This is a genomic window from Sphingorhabdus lutea (assembly GCF_001889025.1).
Lineage (GTDB): Bacteria > Pseudomonadota > Alphaproteobacteria > Sphingomonadales > Sphingomonadaceae > Sphingorhabdus_B > Sphingorhabdus_B lutea.
On sequence record NZ_CP018154.1, the window covers coordinates 695,050 to 712,714 of the forward strand.

Below are 17,665 nucleotides of genomic sequence, written 5' to 3' on the forward strand. Positions count from 1 at the left end.
ACTGATGGGGTAAACCTTATATTGGGTGTAAAGGATGAATCTAGTAACAAGACGAATGGCGTTGGCAAATCGTTATCTATAGAGTTTTTACATTTTGCACTTTTATCAAATTTGAGTAAAAGCCGCGTTTCTCTAATACCTTCAGATATATTCCCGCCTGATACTGAGGTTTGCTTGGACTTTGAGGTAGATGGGAAAAACTATACGTTAAGACGATCGCCGAACAATTCTGATGAACCAAAACTCATTTGTAATGGTAAACAAACCACATTTTCTAGTATTGCAGATGCTAGTGCATATTTAAGAAAACGGCTCTTTTCGCACTCTGAGATGCAGGCGCCGTCTTTCCGAGCCATGTTAGGCCCTTTGATGAGGGATGAGCGGTCGGAGTTTAAGTCTATTGTGGGATGTTATGACACGAGTCTGCGTATTCCGGATAACTATACACCCCATTTATTTCTATTTGGTTTAGACGTTGAAGTGTATTCATCTATTCGAGCGGCAATTACTGAAATTGATGAACTAACTAAAGATATTCGTAAGATCAAAGACAATGTGAAGCTTTTACGTCAAAAGGATATTTCTGACGCTCGTTCCGACTTAAACGAGTTAGAAAGTGAAGTGGAAGAAATTGAGCGTAGTATTGACGCGCTAGAAAATGTCTCGGGATACGAGTTTGTGAAAGATGATCTAATTCGTCTTGAAACAAACTTAGATGAATTACGCCGAAAGAAGTCACTTCTCAGCCAGAAACTAGCTCGTACCAAGATTATTGCTGAGGCTGAAAAAATAGATGCTCAAGAAATTGGTGAGTTCTTTGAGCAAATTAATGAGCGGTTAGGCGATCTTATCAAAAAAGATTTGGAACAGGTTTACGCATTTAAAGCCAAGATTGATGAATTTCAGAATCAGCTAATTCATGAGCGCAGAAACGTGATTTCAGAAGAAATTACCAATTTGACACGCGAAATTAACGTGATTGATCGGCAATATACCGAAAAACTTAAAATATTAGATCAGCAAGGTAACTTGAAGAGCCTTAAGCAAACCTATGCAGCGTTTAAAGAAAAAGCGGATGAGGCAAGTCAGCTCAAGGCGTTTATAAGCAGGTTTGAGGATCTTGAAACTCAGAAGCAGAAGGCGCGCACAAGAAAGGAGGCCGACTTGCTTCAATTTCAATCAGACATACAAGCCTGCAAGGAGACTTTGGCTTCATTTGAGCATTCGATACTCGATATTCATGAGTATATCCAAGGCAATAAGAAAGCATCATTCGAAATTAAGCCAACAAGCAAAAAGCAGGTTGTCGAGATTGTTATGCGAATTGATGATGATGGTAGCCATAGTGTCGAAAGAGAGAAGGTATTCATATATGATATCGCACTTCTGCTAAATGAACATACTGCATCTCGTCACCCAGGCGTTCTTGTGCATGATAATATCTTTGATGTGGATCAGGATACTCTGATTAGAAGTATTAAGTTTCTTTTCGAAAAAGCAGAATTTGCAAAACAGCAGCAGTATATCCTCACACTCAATTCTGACAGATTGGAGTCGGATATTCGAGCGCTTATAATGCCAGCAGTTCGGGCAGAATATACTAAACAGAAGAGGTTCCTGAAGGCGCATTACCAAGAGGAGCGTAAATAGCTGTTTTCTGCTGTTTCCCTCCCGCTTTGAGTGATCAGCACAGTTAGCGTGTGCTGGTGCGTTCACTACCGACCTTCCGCGTCACGGCCTTTTGAGGCCCCGTGAAGGCAATTATGCCCGCCCCATAAATACACCCGCTGTTCCTTTAAGCGTTCAAAGCAAAGGAGTAACATCATGACAAACATCTATCACGCAACACCTTACGACATTTCAGCAACCGGCTTCTATTTCAGCACTTATGATGAATATGCTGAGAAAGCTGCCATCCATCGCAACGAGCATGGCGATCCGGTTGAGGAATATGAAATCCAGTTCATCGACGGTGATAACTTACGACTTTTCAATGCCGTTGGTGTTAATCAAGCCAACCTGCAAAACTGGTTCGATAAGTTCAAAGACCTTGACGGTGATGACGCTATCAAAGCTATCTATCTGGCTGAAGACCTTGGCTACCGTCTTGAAGATGCGCTTGACCGTCTGGATGATGTGCACCTTTTTGAAGGTACAGCTTCGAATACGCTGAAAGCTATATCGAAGATACAGGCCTTTTGAATGAAATGCCTGAGAACCTGCGTTTCTACTTCGATACTGAAGCTTTTGCGCGTGACCTGCTTCTTGGCGGTGATATTGCTGAGCTTGAAGTTGATCGTACCCAATATATTGTTCAGGCCTGTTTTTAGGCCTGAATTTTTCCCTATGGATAAAAAAGAGCCCCACCATAAAGGCAGGGCTCTCGTCCTGAAATAGGACTTACGTGTTAAGCAGCGTCGCCAGGAGCGGCCAGGCGCTGGCCCTCAAGCCATTTGTTGAAGGAGTTTTTATCAATGTAAACACGCCCACCGATTTTAATCAGGACAGCATCAAAACCATTGCTGTTTGCATGGTATATCCACCACCTGATTGTACTTTCAGTCACAAATGGCGCTTCTTTCGCCAACTGCTTTACGGTCCGAAGGTCTGTGTATTCGACCAATATTTTCTCCATCTGGGTATAGAAAAAAAGCAGAAAAGAAAAATCGGACGCACATAATATAGCCGTTTTCGGCGGAAACGGCAATTCAGGGTGGTTTGGCGTTATCTGAGCCTAGATATTACTTCTTTTTGGCTGAAGCTTCGTGCTCTTCAAGGCGCTGGAAGCTGTCGGCGGTTTCGTAAACATCCATTACAGAGTTCTCGAACCAGCCTTCATCCCATAGATCACCAGACTTTGTTGTAATCCTTCCATATTTGTAAACCAGTCCTTGGCCTTTATTTAGCAAAAACACGCCTTGGCTGGTCTCAGTTATTTCATATGAATTAGTGTAAGTGTGAAGAGCGTATAGGAATATACCAGCTACAAATATTGTGATGCCCCATGTAAATCTCAATTCAGGTACCCTTTGTTTTTTTATTTACAGAGTACCATTTGATTTATTCACCAAAAACTTTTTTGTTCATCTTTTCGACCACACCGCGGGTATGGTCTTCAGATAGGTGCGAGTAACGCTTCACCATTTGCAATGTTTTGTGGCCGAGGACTTCGGCAATTTCGAGCTGGCTGGCCCCGTTCATGGCGAGATAGCTGGCGGCACGATGGCGCAGATCATGGAAGCGGAAATCCACAATGCCAGCTTTATCGCGGGCGTTTTCCCAAGCTTTGCGAATATCGATGGGTTCTTTACCGTCTGTGCGTGGGAAAATGAAGTCTGAGCCATTTTCCATATTAGCCACATAGTCTTTGCGCCATTCCAAGTGATCCAGCAGGACATCTTTCAGGTAGCCGACAATCGGTACCTTACGGGTTTCACGGTTTTTGGTCTCACGCAGGATGGCCACCTGGCGATCAAGGTCCAGGTCTTTGAGCTTCAATTTTAAAATCTCATTCTTTCGTGCGCCGGTGGACAGGGCAAAGACCACCACAGGGTATAATTGTCGGTTCGGGCTGGCCTTGCAGGCTGCAAGCAGGGCTTGGCGTTCATCATCATCCAGGAAGCGCACACGCTCTTTGTTGGCCTTGGTAATGCGGCCAACACCTTGCATGGGGTTTGCGGCACCAAGCCAGCCCCATTTTTGGGCATGGTTTAGTAGAATTTCCAGATTGTCCCGATAGTGTTTCACGGTTTTAGGTGACTTGGGCTTGTTTGGTTTTTGCCCGTCTTCAAGCTGTTCGCGCTGGTCGCCTGCGTTTTTAAGCTCAGCCACCTTCTTGCTGATAATCTCATGGGTGAGGAAGGAGAGGGCATAGCTGCCTAGTTCACGTTCCCAGTGGTTCAGATAGGTGTTTTCCACCCGCTGGCTGGATGGGGCCTTATGGGGTAGCACATCTTCACGGTATTTATTGATAACGTCAGCTAGGGTTTGTTTCTTGGCCTGCGTTGAGACATTGCGAAACTCACCATCGGTAATTTGCGTCTCGATACGTTTGATCCATGTTTGGGTATCGGTCAGGCATTTAAATGTTTTTGTCTGAACAGGTTAGCCAAGCACCTGAACGCGGGCGCGGTAGCTTACGCCTTTTTTGCCAACACATTAATCAATAACTGCCAAATTTCTGTCCTTATATGCTTTGAATATGATCGCACTCTATCACATATGAAGGTCGCCACAAACATTTTTGGACCAAATTTGGTCCACTAGGGATATGAAATGACAAGTTTGGCCCGGCATGAAATGCCAGAAACAGGATGAATACGACTAAAATAGGATATTTAAATAGTTTTTATCCCACAGGATAACAAAAACTCATAGGTTTCATTGTAAAACTCTGACCGGCGAGTATGGTCGTTCTCATTACCTTTTGGGATAAATATAACCATAGCTTGACGTGCCCTTGTCAATAAAACACGATAAGCATTAGACAGGTAAATTTTACGATATGGATCGTTTACATTCTGCCATTTAGTGCCGCTAAAATTATAATGGCCCCAGCCTTTTTCCTCTTTACGTAAATTTGTATCTCAGCACATACACACCCAGTCTAGTTCTAAACCCTGGATATCGTATTCTGTGGCTACATCCTCCAAATAGTATGAGGAACGTATATCATCTTTATCATTTAGGAACCAATTTACAGGATCAATAGATGCCTTAATGTTAAGCCCTTCGGGCTTAAGGCGAATGGCTCCCGATGATGCAACAAGCCTGATGCGTTCTGTGCCGCGTGCACTCTGCCTAAGCCATTTTTTGGCTATATTTAGATCTCTAGTAATTAACAGTGGATAATCATTTAAGTGCGCGTATATCTCGCTCGCTAGAGAAGAGTTTCCATCAATCACAGCGCCCACAAAATCAGATAATTTTTCTGCACGAAAAGATCGTAAAGAAATAGCTAGATGTAGTTCTTCTTTTTCTTCCTTACTCAGCTGTGACAGCTTGTTGGTTAAATCTTGGCCCCAGCTATAATTTTTATTTGTAATTTGATTTGAATGATAAACATCCCAATGTTTAAAGTGCTCTTTAAGAGTATCGAACCATTCTACAAGGCCGGCCTCCCCCGTGTTTATTTCCTGTCCACCACCGATAAGACATATAATTGTGCACCAGTCATCTCTTCTATTCATAACGCTAATTAAAAATTGAGGTTCGGACATATTGAAATTGGAGACGCCTTTTTTGCTCTCCATAAATTTTTGGGCTTGTGCTTGATTCCAGGCACGTTGTGCCTCATCAAATATAACTACATGCTCAGCTGGCGGCGCTGATGTTCTAACGCCCTCATCTCTAAAATGATGGATGTTTTGAATAAAAGCGCTTACTTTTTGTGTTGCTGCCTTCTTTGTGAGTTTCTCACCAGAAGCATAAGCTCGCGCAAATTCATCTCTAGCAAGGGCCTCTCTTAAAACTGCAACAAGAGGGCCATTACCAGATAGGAAAACAGCGTGCTCTTCATGATTTGCTGCTTTTCTGGTTGAAATATTTAAGCCGGCTAGGGTCTTGCCTGCACCTGGGACTCCAGTAACAAAGCAAATCGATTTTCTGTTCTGTGCTTTAGAATGCTCGATAATATTAAAAATGCAGTTAGCTGTATGGGTAAGGTTTTTAGCCCCAGCATCAGAACGAGAAATTTCATTGACAGTATGCCCTTGGTATAAAGCCTGGGCAGCTTCGACAATTGTTGGCGTTGGTTTATAGCCACTTTCTGCCCATTGTTCGTCATTAAAGGGGCTAGGCCATTATGTTTAGATCCAGAAGCCGCAGCGCAAGAATTTGTGCATTTAATTTCTTTAATAACATTATCGATTAGGGTTGATAGGTCCAGGCCATTAGAGAGTAAAGGCTGCGCAATTTTGTCATCATACCAAATAATGATATTTTGATAGGTTGGGGCCAATGTGGATATAAGAATTGGGACTATATATTTGAAATGACTACCTTCATGGAAGTTTTTGAGATCGAGGGTATAATCAAGGACCTGATCCTTTGCCTGCCTATCATAGTTAGGGGAACGAACCTTATATTCCAAAACAAAAACAATGTCATCAATGAGGAGGATAGTGTCAACGCGTTTTCCCATTCTTGGAATGATGAACTCGAAGAAAATTTTGCCATTAAAGTTAAGCAGTTGACCTTTTAAATTTTTAATCTGTTCAAGCCATGAATCCCTTTGCTTAATATCGAGATCAAAATTATGATTGCTCGTAAGCTCACCAAGAATTTTTTCTTGGTCGTCATTTAGAAAAGTAGAAATATTATTTTGATAATAAGCACGTCTCATCAAGGGCATGTGTGACAGTCAATCTTGAAAGGAGACAATATAAGTTTCTTCCCTTCAATATATTCCAGTAATTTTGGCTTATCAAGTTGATTTATATTAGCTTTTTATCAAGACTACAAACGGCATAAGATGTAAAATAAAAATATTTTGACAACCTTGTCAATCATTGTTGATTTGGTCTATGCTCTTTCAAAATTGAGAGGAAAGTAGATTCATGTTAACATCAGCACGGAAATTTGGTCCAAATTATAAACGCGCCATATTAATAACCGCGTCCACATTATTGAGCATGGCGGCCAGCATAAAATATACCCATGCGCAGGATCAGGACCCTGGACCATTGCCCAGCCATGTTGTGGATATGGCCAGCGACATGAATATTGCGCCCGCAAAAGCACAGCTAGCCAGTAAGCGCGTTGAGGCGTTAATTGTCCAAATGACATTGACCGAAAAGGTGGGCCAATTGACACAGGCAGCGGGCGGGCGGTCCAAAACATTAAATTCAAAACTGACCCCAGAGGAGTTAAACCGTGTGCGTGCAGGGCATGTGGGGTCATATCTGCATGTTGCAGGTGCAGGGCCATTGCGGGAGTTACAACGGGTTGCGGTGGAAGAAAGCCGTTTGAAAATCCCCTTATTATTCGCAATGGATGTGGTGCATGGATATCGCACAATATTCCCCGTGCCGATTGCCATTTCGTCAAGTTGGCAGCCGGAGCAATGGGAAAAAACGGCCCGTATATCGGCGATAGAGGCATCGAATAGCGGGCTGCATTGGACATTTGCACCCATGGTTGATGTGGCGCGTGATCCGCGCTGGGGCCGAGTGGTGGAGGGATCGGGCGAAGATGCCTATTTGGGAAGCATCATGGCCGTCGCGCAAATTCGTGGATATCAAGGAGATGATTTAAAGGGGGCCGGCACAATAATGGCCACGACCAAACATTTTGGCGCCTATGGTGCGCCGCATGGTGGGCGCGATTATGGGACGGCAGAAATAAGCGAGCGCGCCTTGCATGAAATTTACCTACCGCCATTTTATGCCGCGATGAAGGCCGGAACGGGCAGTTATATGACCGCATTTAATGATATTGGAGGTGAACCAACCACTGGCAATGCCGATTTAATCAATGGCACATTGCGCGGCAAATGGGGTTTTAATGGCATGTTGGTGAGCGATTGGAACGCGGTCGCGGAACTTATCAACCATGGTGTCGCGAATAGCCGTGCAGATGCAGGCGGATTGGCCATTTCGGCGGGGGTCGATATGGATATGATGAGCCTTGTCTATGCCGATGATTTGGCGAAAGCAGTGAATAAAAATCCAAATTTAATCGGCCATATTGATAATGCGGTTCGGAATATTTTGACCGCAAAGGAAAAATTGGGCCTGTTCGACAATCCCATGGCATATCATGATGAAGCGGCGGAGGCGGCGTTAATCCAATCGGCCGAGCATCGCCAAGCGGCAAAGGATGTGGCGCTGCGGTCCATGATATTGTTGCAAAATAAGGGAAATGTCCTGCCCATTTCCGCAAAGGCCAAAAAAATTGCCGTCATTGGCGCGATGGCAACCGATACGCAAAGCCAATTGGGAAGCTGGCGCGCGCGCGGTGACAAGTCAGAGGTTATTTCCATTTATGATGGCATTAAAAATGGCGCGCATAAGGATGCGATAGTTGATTATGCCGCCGGCGCAGCCCCGCAAAGCGACGATATATCCGGCGTGGGCGCGGCGGTGATGCTTGCCCAAAATAGCGATATTAGCATTTTGGTAATTGGTGAGGATTATGACAAATCAGGCGAGGCGCGAAGCAATTCGACATTGGAAATTCCACCAAGTCAGGATTATTTGGCGCGGCAGGTGATAAGCGCGGCCAAGGCACAGGGAAAGCCGGTCATCATTTTATTAACCGGTGGTCGTCCATTGGCCATTCCTTATTTGGCAGAAAATGCCGATGCGATATTGATGACATGGATGTTGGGTAATGAGGCTGGCCCTGCGGTTGCAGATGTGATTTTTGGCCGTGTTGCGCCGGGCGGTAAATTGCCCATTGCCTTTCCCCGCACCACAGGCGCAGTGCCATATAGCTATGGCGAATATCCCGCCGGACGCCCTGCCGATCCCGATCCGGTAAAGGATAGTAATAGGTTTAAGGACCTGCCGATTACGCAGCTTTACCCATTTGGGCACGGATTATCATATGGCGATGTTAAAATAGAGGGCGCGATATTAAGCAGCCAAAGCCTGTCCCCCAATGGGGAAATAAGCATTAGCACCAAATTGACCAATAAGGGCAATCGCGCCGCAGATGAAACAGCGCAGCTATATTTACGCGATGTAACATCACGTCAGGCCCAGCCGAAAATGATGCTGCGCGGGTTTAAACGAATTACCCTGCAACCTGGGGAGAGTAAGGAACTGGTCTTTACCATCACGCCGCAACAATTAACCTATTATAATAAAAATGGCAGTTGGTCGGTGGAGGCTGGCCGATTTGATGTCATGATTGGCGCATCGGCAGAGGATATTCGCGCACGGGCAAGTTTTGATTTAACTGCGCCCATTTCCGGCGATGTGCCCGCATCTTCAATTGCAACAAAGGTGGTGGTGAAATGAGGATGCAAAGGCGTTTATTATTGGCCGGTATTGGCGGCATGGCGGTGGCGGGTTGTGGCAACATCCTCAATAAAGGAATGAATAAAATGTCAAATATTGCACCCTTAAAAGGGGATTTATTTGGCGGGGTTGAAAAATTAAGCCCCAAATTGGACGATATTATTGACCCGCAATCCAGATTAGAAAAATTAGCCAGCGGTTTTTCATGGTCCGAAGGGCCGATATGGGATGCAAATCGCGGCCAATTATATTTTTCCGATGTGCCGCAAAATAAAATATATCAATGGCGCGAGGATGAAGGGCTGCGCCTATTTCTTGACTATGCCGGATTGGCCAAGGATGGGGATTTATCATTATATGATAGCGCAGGGACAAATGGGTTAATCATGGGTAAAAATGGTGATTTAATCATCGCCAGCCATGGAAAACGTGCGCTGACCCGCATGAATATTGATAATCGGGATGAGATTATTTTATCGGATAAATTTAAGGGTAAGAAATTTAACAGTCCCAATGATTTAATAGAGGATAGAGACGGCGTTATTTATTTTACCGATCCGCCCTATGGGTTGAAAAATGGCGATCAATCACCGATGAAGGAACAATCGGTAAATGGGGTGTATCGCCGCGATATAAATGGGCGCATTGATTTGATTGACGATAGTTTAAGGCGGCCCAATGGTATCGCATTATCGCCCGATGAGCGGACATTATATGTTTCCAATTCCGATGAGGCGCGACAAATAATGAAAAGCTATGCCATTTCCAGTGATGGTAAAATAACCGATAAAGGGGTGTTTTTTGATGCATCGCCATTTGTGGGGCCAAATTCACCTGGCCTGCCCGATGGCATGTGCGTTGCCAAATCGGGCATTATATTTGCCACAGGACCGGGCGGGGTATTTATCATTTCCCCCAAAGGTGAATATTTGGGACGGATACGCACCGAAAAAGCATGCGCCAATTGCACAATTGGCAATGATGGGCGATATTTATACCTAACAATCAGCGATATATTGGCCAGAATTAAATTACGCACCGCGATGTAAATCATCCATAATCAATATGGCGCATTGATTGCGCCATTATTTATGCTTTATCATATATTTCAGAATCAATGGCGGCGATAAATAAAATAAGCCAAAGATAATTTTATGAGAGGTATAATCATGTCCGATAATGTGAGTAAAAATGTTGCGAAAATCATTTCGCCGCGTATCAATGAACCAACCCATGTCACATCATCGCAATATGATAAATTATATGCGCAAAGCATTAATGATCCCGATGCCTTTTGGGCGGAGCAGGCAAAAAACCTAAATTGGTATAAAATGCCAACCAAAATTTCCAATTGGTCCTATGATCCGGTTTCCATCAAATGGTTTGAAGATGGCGTGATGAATATTTGCCATAATGCAGTAGATCGCCATGTAGAGGCAGGCAAAGGCGATGTCGTCGCCATGATATTTGAACCCGATGACACCCAAGGCGAAGCGCGGCATATCACCTATGGCCAGCTATTGAGCGATATTATTAAAATGGCGGGTACGTTGAAAAAAATGGGGGTCAAAAAGGGTGACCGCGTTACCATTTACATGCCGATGATTGTTGAAGGCGCGGTGGCCATGTTGGCATGTGCGCGTATTGGCGCAATACATTCGGTGGTATTTGGCGGTTTTTCGCCCGATGCTTTGGCGGGCCGGATAAAGGATTGCCAAAGCCGATTTGTTATTTGCGGCGATGGCGGATGGCGCGGCGGTAAATCCGTCCCGTTAAAGGCAAATGTTGATGCGGCATTAAAACAGGTTGATGTGGATGGCGTGCTGGTCATTAAACATAGCTGTATCGACATTGATATGCAGGATGGGCGCGATTATGATTATGATGAATATAGCGCCGATGTGGGCGATATATGCCCATGTGAGCCGATGAATGCCGAAGACCCGCTGTTCATTTTATACACATCGGGTTCAACCGGATCGCCCAAGGGTGTGCTGCACAGCATTGGCGGCTATGCCACATGGGTGGCGGCGACGTTTAAATATATTTTTGATTATAAAGCAGGCGAGATTTTTTGGTGCACGGCGGATATTGGATGGGTTACGGGGCATAGCTATGTCGTATATGGCCCATTGATAAATGGCGCCAGTCAGGTGATTTTTGAAGGTGTTCCCAATCATCCTGATTTTGGCCGTTTTTGGCAAATTATTGCCAAGCACCGCGTGAATATATTTTATACCGCGCCCACAGCCATTCGTGCGTTAATGCGCGAAGGAGATGCGCCGGTAAAGGCACATGACCGCAGTTCGTTAAGATTGCTTGGCACGGTGGGTGAACCGATAAATCCAGAGGCGTGGCGTTGGTATTTTGATGTGGTGGGCGAGGGGAAATCCCCCATTGTTGATACATGGTGGCAAACCGAAACTGGCGGGGTGATGATTTCCACCTTGCCCGGCGCGCATGGCATGAAACCGGGCAGTGCGGGCAAACCATTTTTCGGGATTAAGCCGCAATTGGTGGATAATGAAGGTAATATTTTGGACGGCGCGACCAGCGGTAATTTATGCATTACCGATAGCTGGCCCGGACAGGCGCGCACCGTATATGGTGATCATGAACGATTTATCCAAACCTATTTTTCCACATATAAGGGCAAATATTTTACTGGCGATGGATGCCGCCGTGATGAGGACGAATATTATTGGATTACCGGCCGGGTTGATGATGTGATAAATGTGTCGGGCCACCGTATGGGTACCGCCGAAATTGAAAGCGCACTTGTTTCCCATCCCTTGGTCGCAGAGGCGGCAGTTGTGGGTTATCCCCATGATATAAAGGGACAGGGCATTTATTGCTATGTCACCTTAAATGCGGGAGAGCAGCATAGCGATGAATTAGTGGCGCAATTGCGCGCGCATGTTCGGCAGGAAATTGGCCCCATTGCAACGCCGGAACATCTGCATGTTACGCCCGCATTGCCCAAAACCAGGTCGGGTAAAATTATGCGGCGGATATTGCGTAAAATTGCGGAAAATGATTTTGCAGCATTGGGCGATATTTCCACTCTGGCCGACCCCAGCGTGGTGGACAGCTTAATCGAGGGCAGATTGAATAAATAATTATGGCGCCTTTGGTTCATTTGAGGAGGGCAGGTCGATTTCAACCACGCCCTTTTCAGGGCCATAATCATTATCATTATTTTGATTATCGTTTTCGCCAGATTGTTCATCATCCTCAACAGGCTGGTTATAGCTGGTTAAATCGCGATTATCCGGAATGAACGGATCAATATCTTCGTCCTGCGCTGAACCGTCCATGCCCAAAACATCATGCGCCGATTGCAAGATCATTTCTTCTTTGGTGGCGCAATTTTTGGCATAGGCAACGCCTTTTAAAAAACTGCGCCGCGTGACGCCGGCATAAACGGCATCTTCCATTTTGGCTCTATGCGCATTGGCACCGGAAATTTGCCGAACCACCCCGCGAAAGGGGATGAACCCGCCCAGCACATTGCCGCCCACTTTTAACGCCTTATTTATTGTGCCTGTTTTTTTGCTATCCGCATCGGCATCTGGGCCAAGGACATTGTCCAAAAGGGCGATTTGATCATATAGGCTGGCACAATCATCCAACCCCTCGGCCGAATAGGGTTGATCGCCAATGCTCAATAAAATTAAAGGTATTTCTTTATTACGAAGGTTTAAATCATTTAATGGCTGCGTTGCGGCATCCACCGCGTCCGAACCAACATTGCCCTTTTTTTGCCCTTTATAGGCATAAGCAGGCATTGCACATAAACTGATGCCTAAAATTAAACCGCACAGCGGCCCAAAATAAAAAAACAAGGACAGCTTTCGCTGCCCCTGCCTTTCGTGCCTTTTTCCCATATGGTGCGACCCAAAGGCGCGAAATATTGTTTTTAAGGTTAAGAACATCATTCTTCCTTTTTAAACTTTAACTTTACCCGTTCAATTACTTGGTTGGCCTTATCGGCCACTTGTTGACCAATTTCAGCACTTTTTTCTTTTGCAGCGTTCAGATTTTCCTTCGCCGTGCTTAGGTCAATGTCAGAAATTTTTTCCTTTACAGAGCTTAAATCAATGTCGGAAATCTTTTCTTTGACTGAACCTGCTATATGCGAAACCTGTTCACTTGCCGCTGATCCTATATTGGATAATTGTTCTGTAAAGCCTGGACTTGCTTCGGGCAGTGGTTTGGCAAATTCATCGCCAATTACTTTTAACATATCCAATATTTGTTTGGGATCGGCGCCGCTATTGCTGGACGCGTGCACCAAAGCTTTGGTCAAATCTATATCCTCACCCGACAATCTGGCAAAAACTATTTCCCCTGCTGCGCGGGCTGCCTCTGCGCTTAATCCCGCCTTATATGCAATGCCATTAACATCGATTAAGGGGGCGGAGCCGGCGATTTGAAAAAGTGCATTTGTCATTATTATTCCTTAATTCATTATGTCGGGTTTGATTGCATTGCAGCAACCTGTTGACGGGTAAGTTTCAGATCGCGTGACATTTCAACCTTATCTGCAATGCGTGCCAATCCACTGGTGATAAAGGCAAGGGCGGCAACAGCAATTTGTATCCCCACTGATACGCTGCCTGCTTCGCGCCAAATTAAAATTGCCAATAGGCATAGGCTGGATATTAAAAGAAATTCAGCCGCAAATATCGAAATGGCCCGCAATTTGGCTGCGCTGCCGAAAATTAGCAACAGCCCAAATATCGACCATTGGGCCGCCACAGCATCAGCGCCAATGCCTTCCCCCATTCCAGTTAACATTTCAATGGGCAGCGGCGCGAATAATGTTAATAATCCGCCGGCAAGTGCCGCGCTGCCCGTAATAAAGGCAATCATGTCAATAATAGCGCTGCGCGGTTTTGCGGGCGCTGATATAGTCGTCTGCGATGCCATTTGTGCATTGGCCTGCGCAGTTATGTTGGCAGCAGGCGCGCTTGGCGGCGCATAAGATACCGCCGATGCATTTGGTTCAGCTTGTGAAAAATCTGACATGATATTCTCCAAATGGGGCGCTATTATTAACGCGCCCTATCGAAACGGCTCAATCTTTCAGCTTCGGCTTTTAAGGCGCGACCTTGATCAATTTTGGCTTGTGCCTTATCAACTTCGGCCTGTGCTTTAATTTGTTTTTTGGACGATTTGTCCAATTCTTCGCGGCCATCCATCCGGCGGTCGGAATATTTCGCCCATTCACCAGCAGCCTTGTCAACTTGACGTGCCCAACGCGCGGCTTCTTCAGGATCGCTGAAATAGGGAATAGAGGCAGTTAGGTTGCGAAATTCCGCATTGGCATTTTCCGCCTGCGCCCGGGCGCTATCGCGCTTATTCTGGGCGTTTACGACATCCGCGCTAAATGAAATAAGTTTCTTCTTTGCCTTTTCCATCGCGGTCAGGCCCTCAGATTCCAGCTTGCTGCCCTTATCCCACATTTTTTGATGTTGTGCGGTAACAATAATATCTGCCTGTGATGCTTCTTGCATCGCGAATGCAGAGGTTGGAAGAGCAGTTGCAGTCAATAAAGCTGCGGCAAAGGCTGAACATAGAAATTTATTCATTTATCTAACTCCGTTAATTTATAGATTGTCTTTATAGTGACTTTTCTATTCTGTAAAACGGGATTGTCAAAACAATATATTTGGTTTATCCAAATTAAATGGACATAATAAGCTTTCGAACTTTTTTGGCCGCCGCAGCAACGGGCAGCTTTGCCGGTGCGGCAAAGCGCATTCATGCCAGCCCATCAAGCGTGACCGAACGTATTAAGCAACTTGAATATCGATTGGGCGCGAAATTATTTGAACGCGATAAGCGCGGTTGTCGGCTGACCGCGGCGGGCCGCAAATTTATGGGCCCGGCACAGCAATCTGTTCGTGCATGGGAAATTGCACAGCATGAGGTTTCAATTCCGGAAAACTTTACCAAAAGCATTTCTATGGGCGGGCAATATGCGCTTTGGGGGGCTGAGCTGACTGGCTGGCTTGCAACCGCGCGAAAGCAAATGCCGCATATTGCCTTTCGCGTCACGGCGGGGGCATCGGCGCGGTTGAACCGTGACCTTAGCGATGGTTTTTTGGATATCGCTGCCATGTATGATCCGGTTTTTCGGCCAGATATCGGAACGGAAAAGCTGTTCGATGACAGGTTAATTTTGGTTTCCGCCGCCCATGAAGATAATTGGCGGGAAAATTATGTGCGGATCGAATGGGGGCAGCATTTGGGTGTTGAAATTGCATCGCGCATGGATATTGAACCTTCCGCTGGCCTTGTCCTTGATTTGGGTAAACGATCGGCAAATTGGTTGATTGAACAAAAAATGAGCGGCTTTATGCCCGAACGCGTTGTCATGCCTCATCTGAAAAATGGGCAGTTGAAAATAGTGCCCGATGCGCTCAGCTTTGACTATCCGGCCTATATTTGTTGGCGGCGCGATGTTGACCCGCAAATAATTGCCGATTTGGTGCTGTCAATTAAGGCATGCTTTGCGGCGTAAATTTAATTATGGAGAATTTTAAGGGCGTTGCCATAGGGTGTTTTCTGTAAAAATGATAATTGTGTTTCTTTTATGATGTCATTTATTTGTGCCTGTGGATGGTTACTGCTGCTGACCATGACGCGAAGGGGTTTGCGCCCCGCCGGTGCAGCAATTGCATGCGCAATAGCGCGCGGCACATCCATTGGATCTCCATTTAATTTTGGGATACGGCCCGACCCCATTAAATCCGCCATTGCACCATATCCATCCAAATGCTCAGTTGCAGATCTCTGTTTTAATTTGGCAGTATATTGTTCGCGATTGCGCCAAAATTCGGTTGGATAGCCTCCTGCTTGTATGATTGATATTTCAACCCCCTGCAACGCAACCTCATATGCCAAAGCCTCTGACATTGCCTCCACGGCAAATTTTGTGGGGCAATAATGACCAAGGCCGGGGTAAATAATGCGACCAGATTGTGATGACATATTGATAATATGGCCTGAACGGCGTTTACGCATGGCAGGCAAAACTGCACGCTGCAATAATTGATAACCGATAATATTGGTGTCAAAGGCAAGTTTACTAGCTTGTAAATCCTGCGCCTCAACTGGCCCCACAATGGCAATGCCCGCATTATTGATTAACACATCGGGTATCGCCCCCAATATTTTTTCCGCCTGTGCGACGCCGTTCTGCACACTATGTTCACTTAATACATCAATTTCTACAATATGAATGTCCAATTTTTCATTTTTGGCAATATCACTTATTTCCGCTGCCTCTGGACGAATTATATTGCGCATCGTGGCGATGACTTTCGCTCCTAGACGGGCATAATGAATCGCGCCTAATCGGCCAAAGCCAGTAGCGGCCCCCGTAATCAATATAGTTTTACCAGTTAAATCTATTTTATGAGTGTCATTTGAATTGGCAGCATTGCCGGCTGCGATCAATTGACTATTCGCGCACGTAGCAAAGGCGGCAGCAATTAACATATTTCTTCTGGATATATTTTGCAAAACTTCCTCCTACCATTTATTTTCTAAAGGCTTTCTCTTTACTGTCATAGACCAATCGAAACCCGACATTGCTTGCGCCTAAACCAGGGTCGCGTCCTGTTCGTGCGGCGGGCCTATAGCGTTGGCAATAATTGGGCGCACATAGATAAGAGCCGCCCTTCATCACATGTGAGGAAAATGCAGGATTAAATGGGTCATAGGCATTATTTTCTGATGGCCCTTTGGGATTATTTTGGGGGCGCTGTGGATCATGTTGCGGCGCATAAAAATCGCTGGTCACTTCCCACACATTGCCAATCATATCGTACAGCCCCCATTTATTGGGTTCAAAGCAACCTACTGGAGAGATGCCCTTATAACCATCTGTCCCCTTGTTCAATGAAGGGAAAATACCTTGCCAACTATTGGCTTGTTCAGGCTGCTTAGTGTAATTTTTTTGTCCTGCACGGGCTGCATATTCCCATTCTGCCTCTGTTGGGATGCGTCCACCACGCCAATTAGCATAGGCCTCCATATCCTTATAGGCGAGATGAACAACGGGATCTTGTGGCCGCATATCAGGCCCTGTTGGCCCTAATGGTTTTTTCCAATTTGTCCCGGGCACATATTCCCACCAATCATGATAATTATTGGAAAATTGTTTCGGTGCTTTAAATAATGCTGATCCAGGCAATAGCATATCGGGTGGTATTTGTTCGACAGGAACGCCGAAAGCCGCCGGATCTACGGGTAACTCGGCCACGCTTTTATACCCAGTGGCCTTTACAAATGCGGCATATTGTCGATTGGTTACTTCGGTTGGGTCTATCCAAAAATGGTCGAGAGTGATTATTTTTATCGGACCTTCTTCATCATAAACATCGGTCTGCCCCATCTCAAAACTACCTGCTTTAATTTCAATGGGTGTCCAATTGGGGATTGAGCACTGAACCTTATTATGATCCTCCTCATATATATTGCTAACACTTTGCTGGCCGCAATTGGTCAGGATAAGAAATAAGGCAGCGGAGGCTCCTCCCCAATAAATAGCGCGAGTGTTTAAAGGTATTGACAAGTTAAACATATGATGTATCCATAGATGTCATTATTAGGCCGAAATTAAGTAAGGTCAAGGGTTTTATCTCCCATGAACGGTCAAGAATTTCGAGTCGAAATTGAGAGAGGGGTAT

The 17,665-nt window shown here is 45.4% G+C and carries 17 protein-coding genes and 1 pseudogene; 7 read left to right on the forward strand and 11 right to left on the reverse strand.

Translation table 11 applies throughout. From position 1 onward, the window contains the following. Positions 1 to 21: 21 nt before the first annotated feature. The 3 genes from LPB140_RS03425 (at position 22) to LPB140_RS03435 (ending at position 2,330) form a co-directional block, all read left to right on the forward strand. A complete protein-coding gene (locus tag LPB140_RS03425) occupies positions 22 to 1,650 on the forward strand; it encodes a DUF2326 domain-containing protein (protein ID WP_198024160.1) in 1,629 nt (542 codons plus the stop codon). A 174-nt stretch (positions 1,651 to 1,824) separates the two neighbouring features. Then, positions 1,825 to 2,202, forward strand: a complete 378-nt coding sequence (locus LPB140_RS03430; RefSeq protein WP_072558669.1) for a hypothetical protein — start codon at positions 1,825 to 1,827, stop codon at positions 2,200 to 2,202. Positions 2,203 to 2,207: 5 nt separating this feature from the next. Then, complete coding sequence (locus LPB140_RS03435; RefSeq protein ID WP_083549915.1) at positions 2,208 to 2,330, forward strand: hypothetical protein; 123 nt, start codon at positions 2,208 to 2,210, stop codon at positions 2,328 to 2,330. A gap of 77 nt (positions 2,331 to 2,407) precedes the next feature. On the opposite strand, the gene LPB140_RS03440 is transcribed toward LPB140_RS03435, so the two are convergent. The 5 genes and pseudogenes from LPB140_RS03440 to LPB140_RS12515 form a co-directional block, all read right to left on the reverse strand. Then, positions 2,408 to 2,635 carry a helix-turn-helix domain-containing protein gene (locus tag LPB140_RS03440; RefSeq protein ID WP_072558670.1) on the reverse strand — a complete coding sequence of 76 codons (228 nt, stop codon included), beginning with the start codon at positions 2,633 to 2,635 and terminating at the stop codon, positions 2,408 to 2,410. A gap of 106 nt (positions 2,636 to 2,741) precedes the next feature. Further along, positions 2,742 to 2,909 carry a hypothetical protein gene (locus LPB140_RS12295; RefSeq protein ID WP_156874114.1) on the reverse strand — a complete coding sequence of 56 codons (168 nt, stop codon included), beginning with the start codon at positions 2,907 to 2,909 and terminating at the stop codon, positions 2,742 to 2,744. Positions 2,910 to 3,060: 151 nt separating this feature from the next. Continuing rightward, complete coding sequence (locus LPB140_RS03450; protein WP_156874115.1) at positions 3,061 to 3,918, reverse strand: site-specific integrase; 858 nt, start codon at positions 3,916 to 3,918, stop codon at positions 3,061 to 3,063. A gap of 419 nt (positions 3,919 to 4,337) precedes the next feature. Next, positions 4,338 to 5,642: pseudogene (locus tag LPB140_RS03455) on the reverse strand (DUF2075 domain-containing protein). Beyond that, positions 5,555 to 6,343, reverse strand: coding sequence for a hypothetical protein (locus tag LPB140_RS12515; protein WP_232223443.1), 789 nt, complete (start codon positions 6,341 to 6,343; stop codon positions 5,555 to 5,557). Before LPB140_RS12515 ends, LPB140_RS03455 begins: the two are co-directional and overlap by 88 nt. A 214-nt stretch (positions 6,344 to 6,557) precedes the next feature. Between LPB140_RS12515 and LPB140_RS03460 the strand changes: the two genes are divergently transcribed. The 3 genes from LPB140_RS03460 (at position 6,558) to acs (ending at position 12,082) form a co-directional block, all read left to right on the forward strand. Beyond that, positions 6,558 to 8,963 carry a glycoside hydrolase family 3 N-terminal domain-containing protein gene (locus LPB140_RS03460; RefSeq protein ID WP_198024161.1) on the forward strand — a complete coding sequence of 802 codons (2,406 nt, stop codon included), beginning with the start codon at positions 6,558 to 6,560 and terminating at the stop codon, positions 8,961 to 8,963. Then, a complete protein-coding gene (locus LPB140_RS03465; protein ID WP_083549917.1) occupies positions 8,960 to 10,012 on the forward strand; it encodes an SMP-30/gluconolactonase/LRE family protein in 1,053 nt (350 codons plus the stop codon). The genes LPB140_RS03460 and LPB140_RS03465 overlap by 4 nt, the downstream gene beginning before the upstream one ends. A gap of 120 nt (positions 10,013 to 10,132) precedes the next feature. Then, a complete protein-coding gene (gene acs, locus LPB140_RS03470; RefSeq protein ID WP_072558672.1) occupies positions 10,133 to 12,082 on the forward strand; it encodes an acetate--CoA ligase in 1,950 nt (649 codons plus the stop codon). Here the strand turns inward: acs and LPB140_RS03475 are convergent, their stop codons facing one another. The 4 genes from LPB140_RS03475 to LPB140_RS03490 all read right to left on the reverse strand — a co-directional run bounded on the left by LPB140_RS03475 (position 12,083) and on the right by LPB140_RS03490 (position 14,557). Continuing rightward, positions 12,083 to 12,751, reverse strand: a complete 669-nt coding sequence (locus LPB140_RS03475; RefSeq protein WP_156874116.1) for a hypothetical protein — start codon at positions 12,749 to 12,751, stop codon at positions 12,083 to 12,085. Between the two features lie 146 nt (positions 12,752 to 12,897). Further along, complete coding sequence (locus LPB140_RS03480; RefSeq protein ID WP_072558674.1) at positions 12,898 to 13,416, reverse strand: hypothetical protein; 519 nt, start codon at positions 13,414 to 13,416, stop codon at positions 12,898 to 12,900. Positions 13,417 to 13,433: 17 nt separating this feature from the next. Beyond that, positions 13,434 to 13,994, reverse strand: a complete 561-nt coding sequence (locus LPB140_RS03485; protein ID WP_072558675.1) for a hypothetical protein — start codon at positions 13,992 to 13,994, stop codon at positions 13,434 to 13,436. 26 nt (positions 13,995 to 14,020) lie between these two features. Beyond that, positions 14,021 to 14,557 carry a hypothetical protein gene (locus LPB140_RS03490; protein ID WP_072558676.1) on the reverse strand — a complete coding sequence of 179 codons (537 nt, stop codon included), beginning with the start codon at positions 14,555 to 14,557 and terminating at the stop codon, positions 14,021 to 14,023. 98 nt (positions 14,558 to 14,655) lie between these two features. On the opposite strand from LPB140_RS03490, the gene LPB140_RS03495 reads away from it, so the two are divergent. Continuing rightward, complete coding sequence (locus tag LPB140_RS03495; protein ID WP_072558677.1) at positions 14,656 to 15,492, forward strand: LysR family transcriptional regulator; 837 nt, start codon at positions 14,656 to 14,658, stop codon at positions 15,490 to 15,492. Positions 15,493 to 15,494: 2 nt separating this feature from the next. Here the strand turns inward: LPB140_RS03495 and LPB140_RS03500 are convergent, their stop codons facing one another. Both LPB140_RS03500 and LPB140_RS03505 read right to left on the reverse strand, forming a co-directional pair. Further along, positions 15,495 to 16,472 carry an SDR family NAD(P)-dependent oxidoreductase gene (locus LPB140_RS03500; protein WP_072558678.1) on the reverse strand — a complete coding sequence of 326 codons (978 nt, stop codon included), beginning with the start codon at positions 16,470 to 16,472 and terminating at the stop codon, positions 15,495 to 15,497. 40 nt (positions 16,473 to 16,512) lie between these two features. After that, entirely contained in the window at positions 16,513 to 17,559 is a 1,047-nt protein-coding gene (locus LPB140_RS03505) for a formylglycine-generating enzyme family protein (protein WP_083549920.1), read from the reverse strand. Between the last annotated feature and the right edge of the window lie 106 nt (positions 17,560 to 17,665).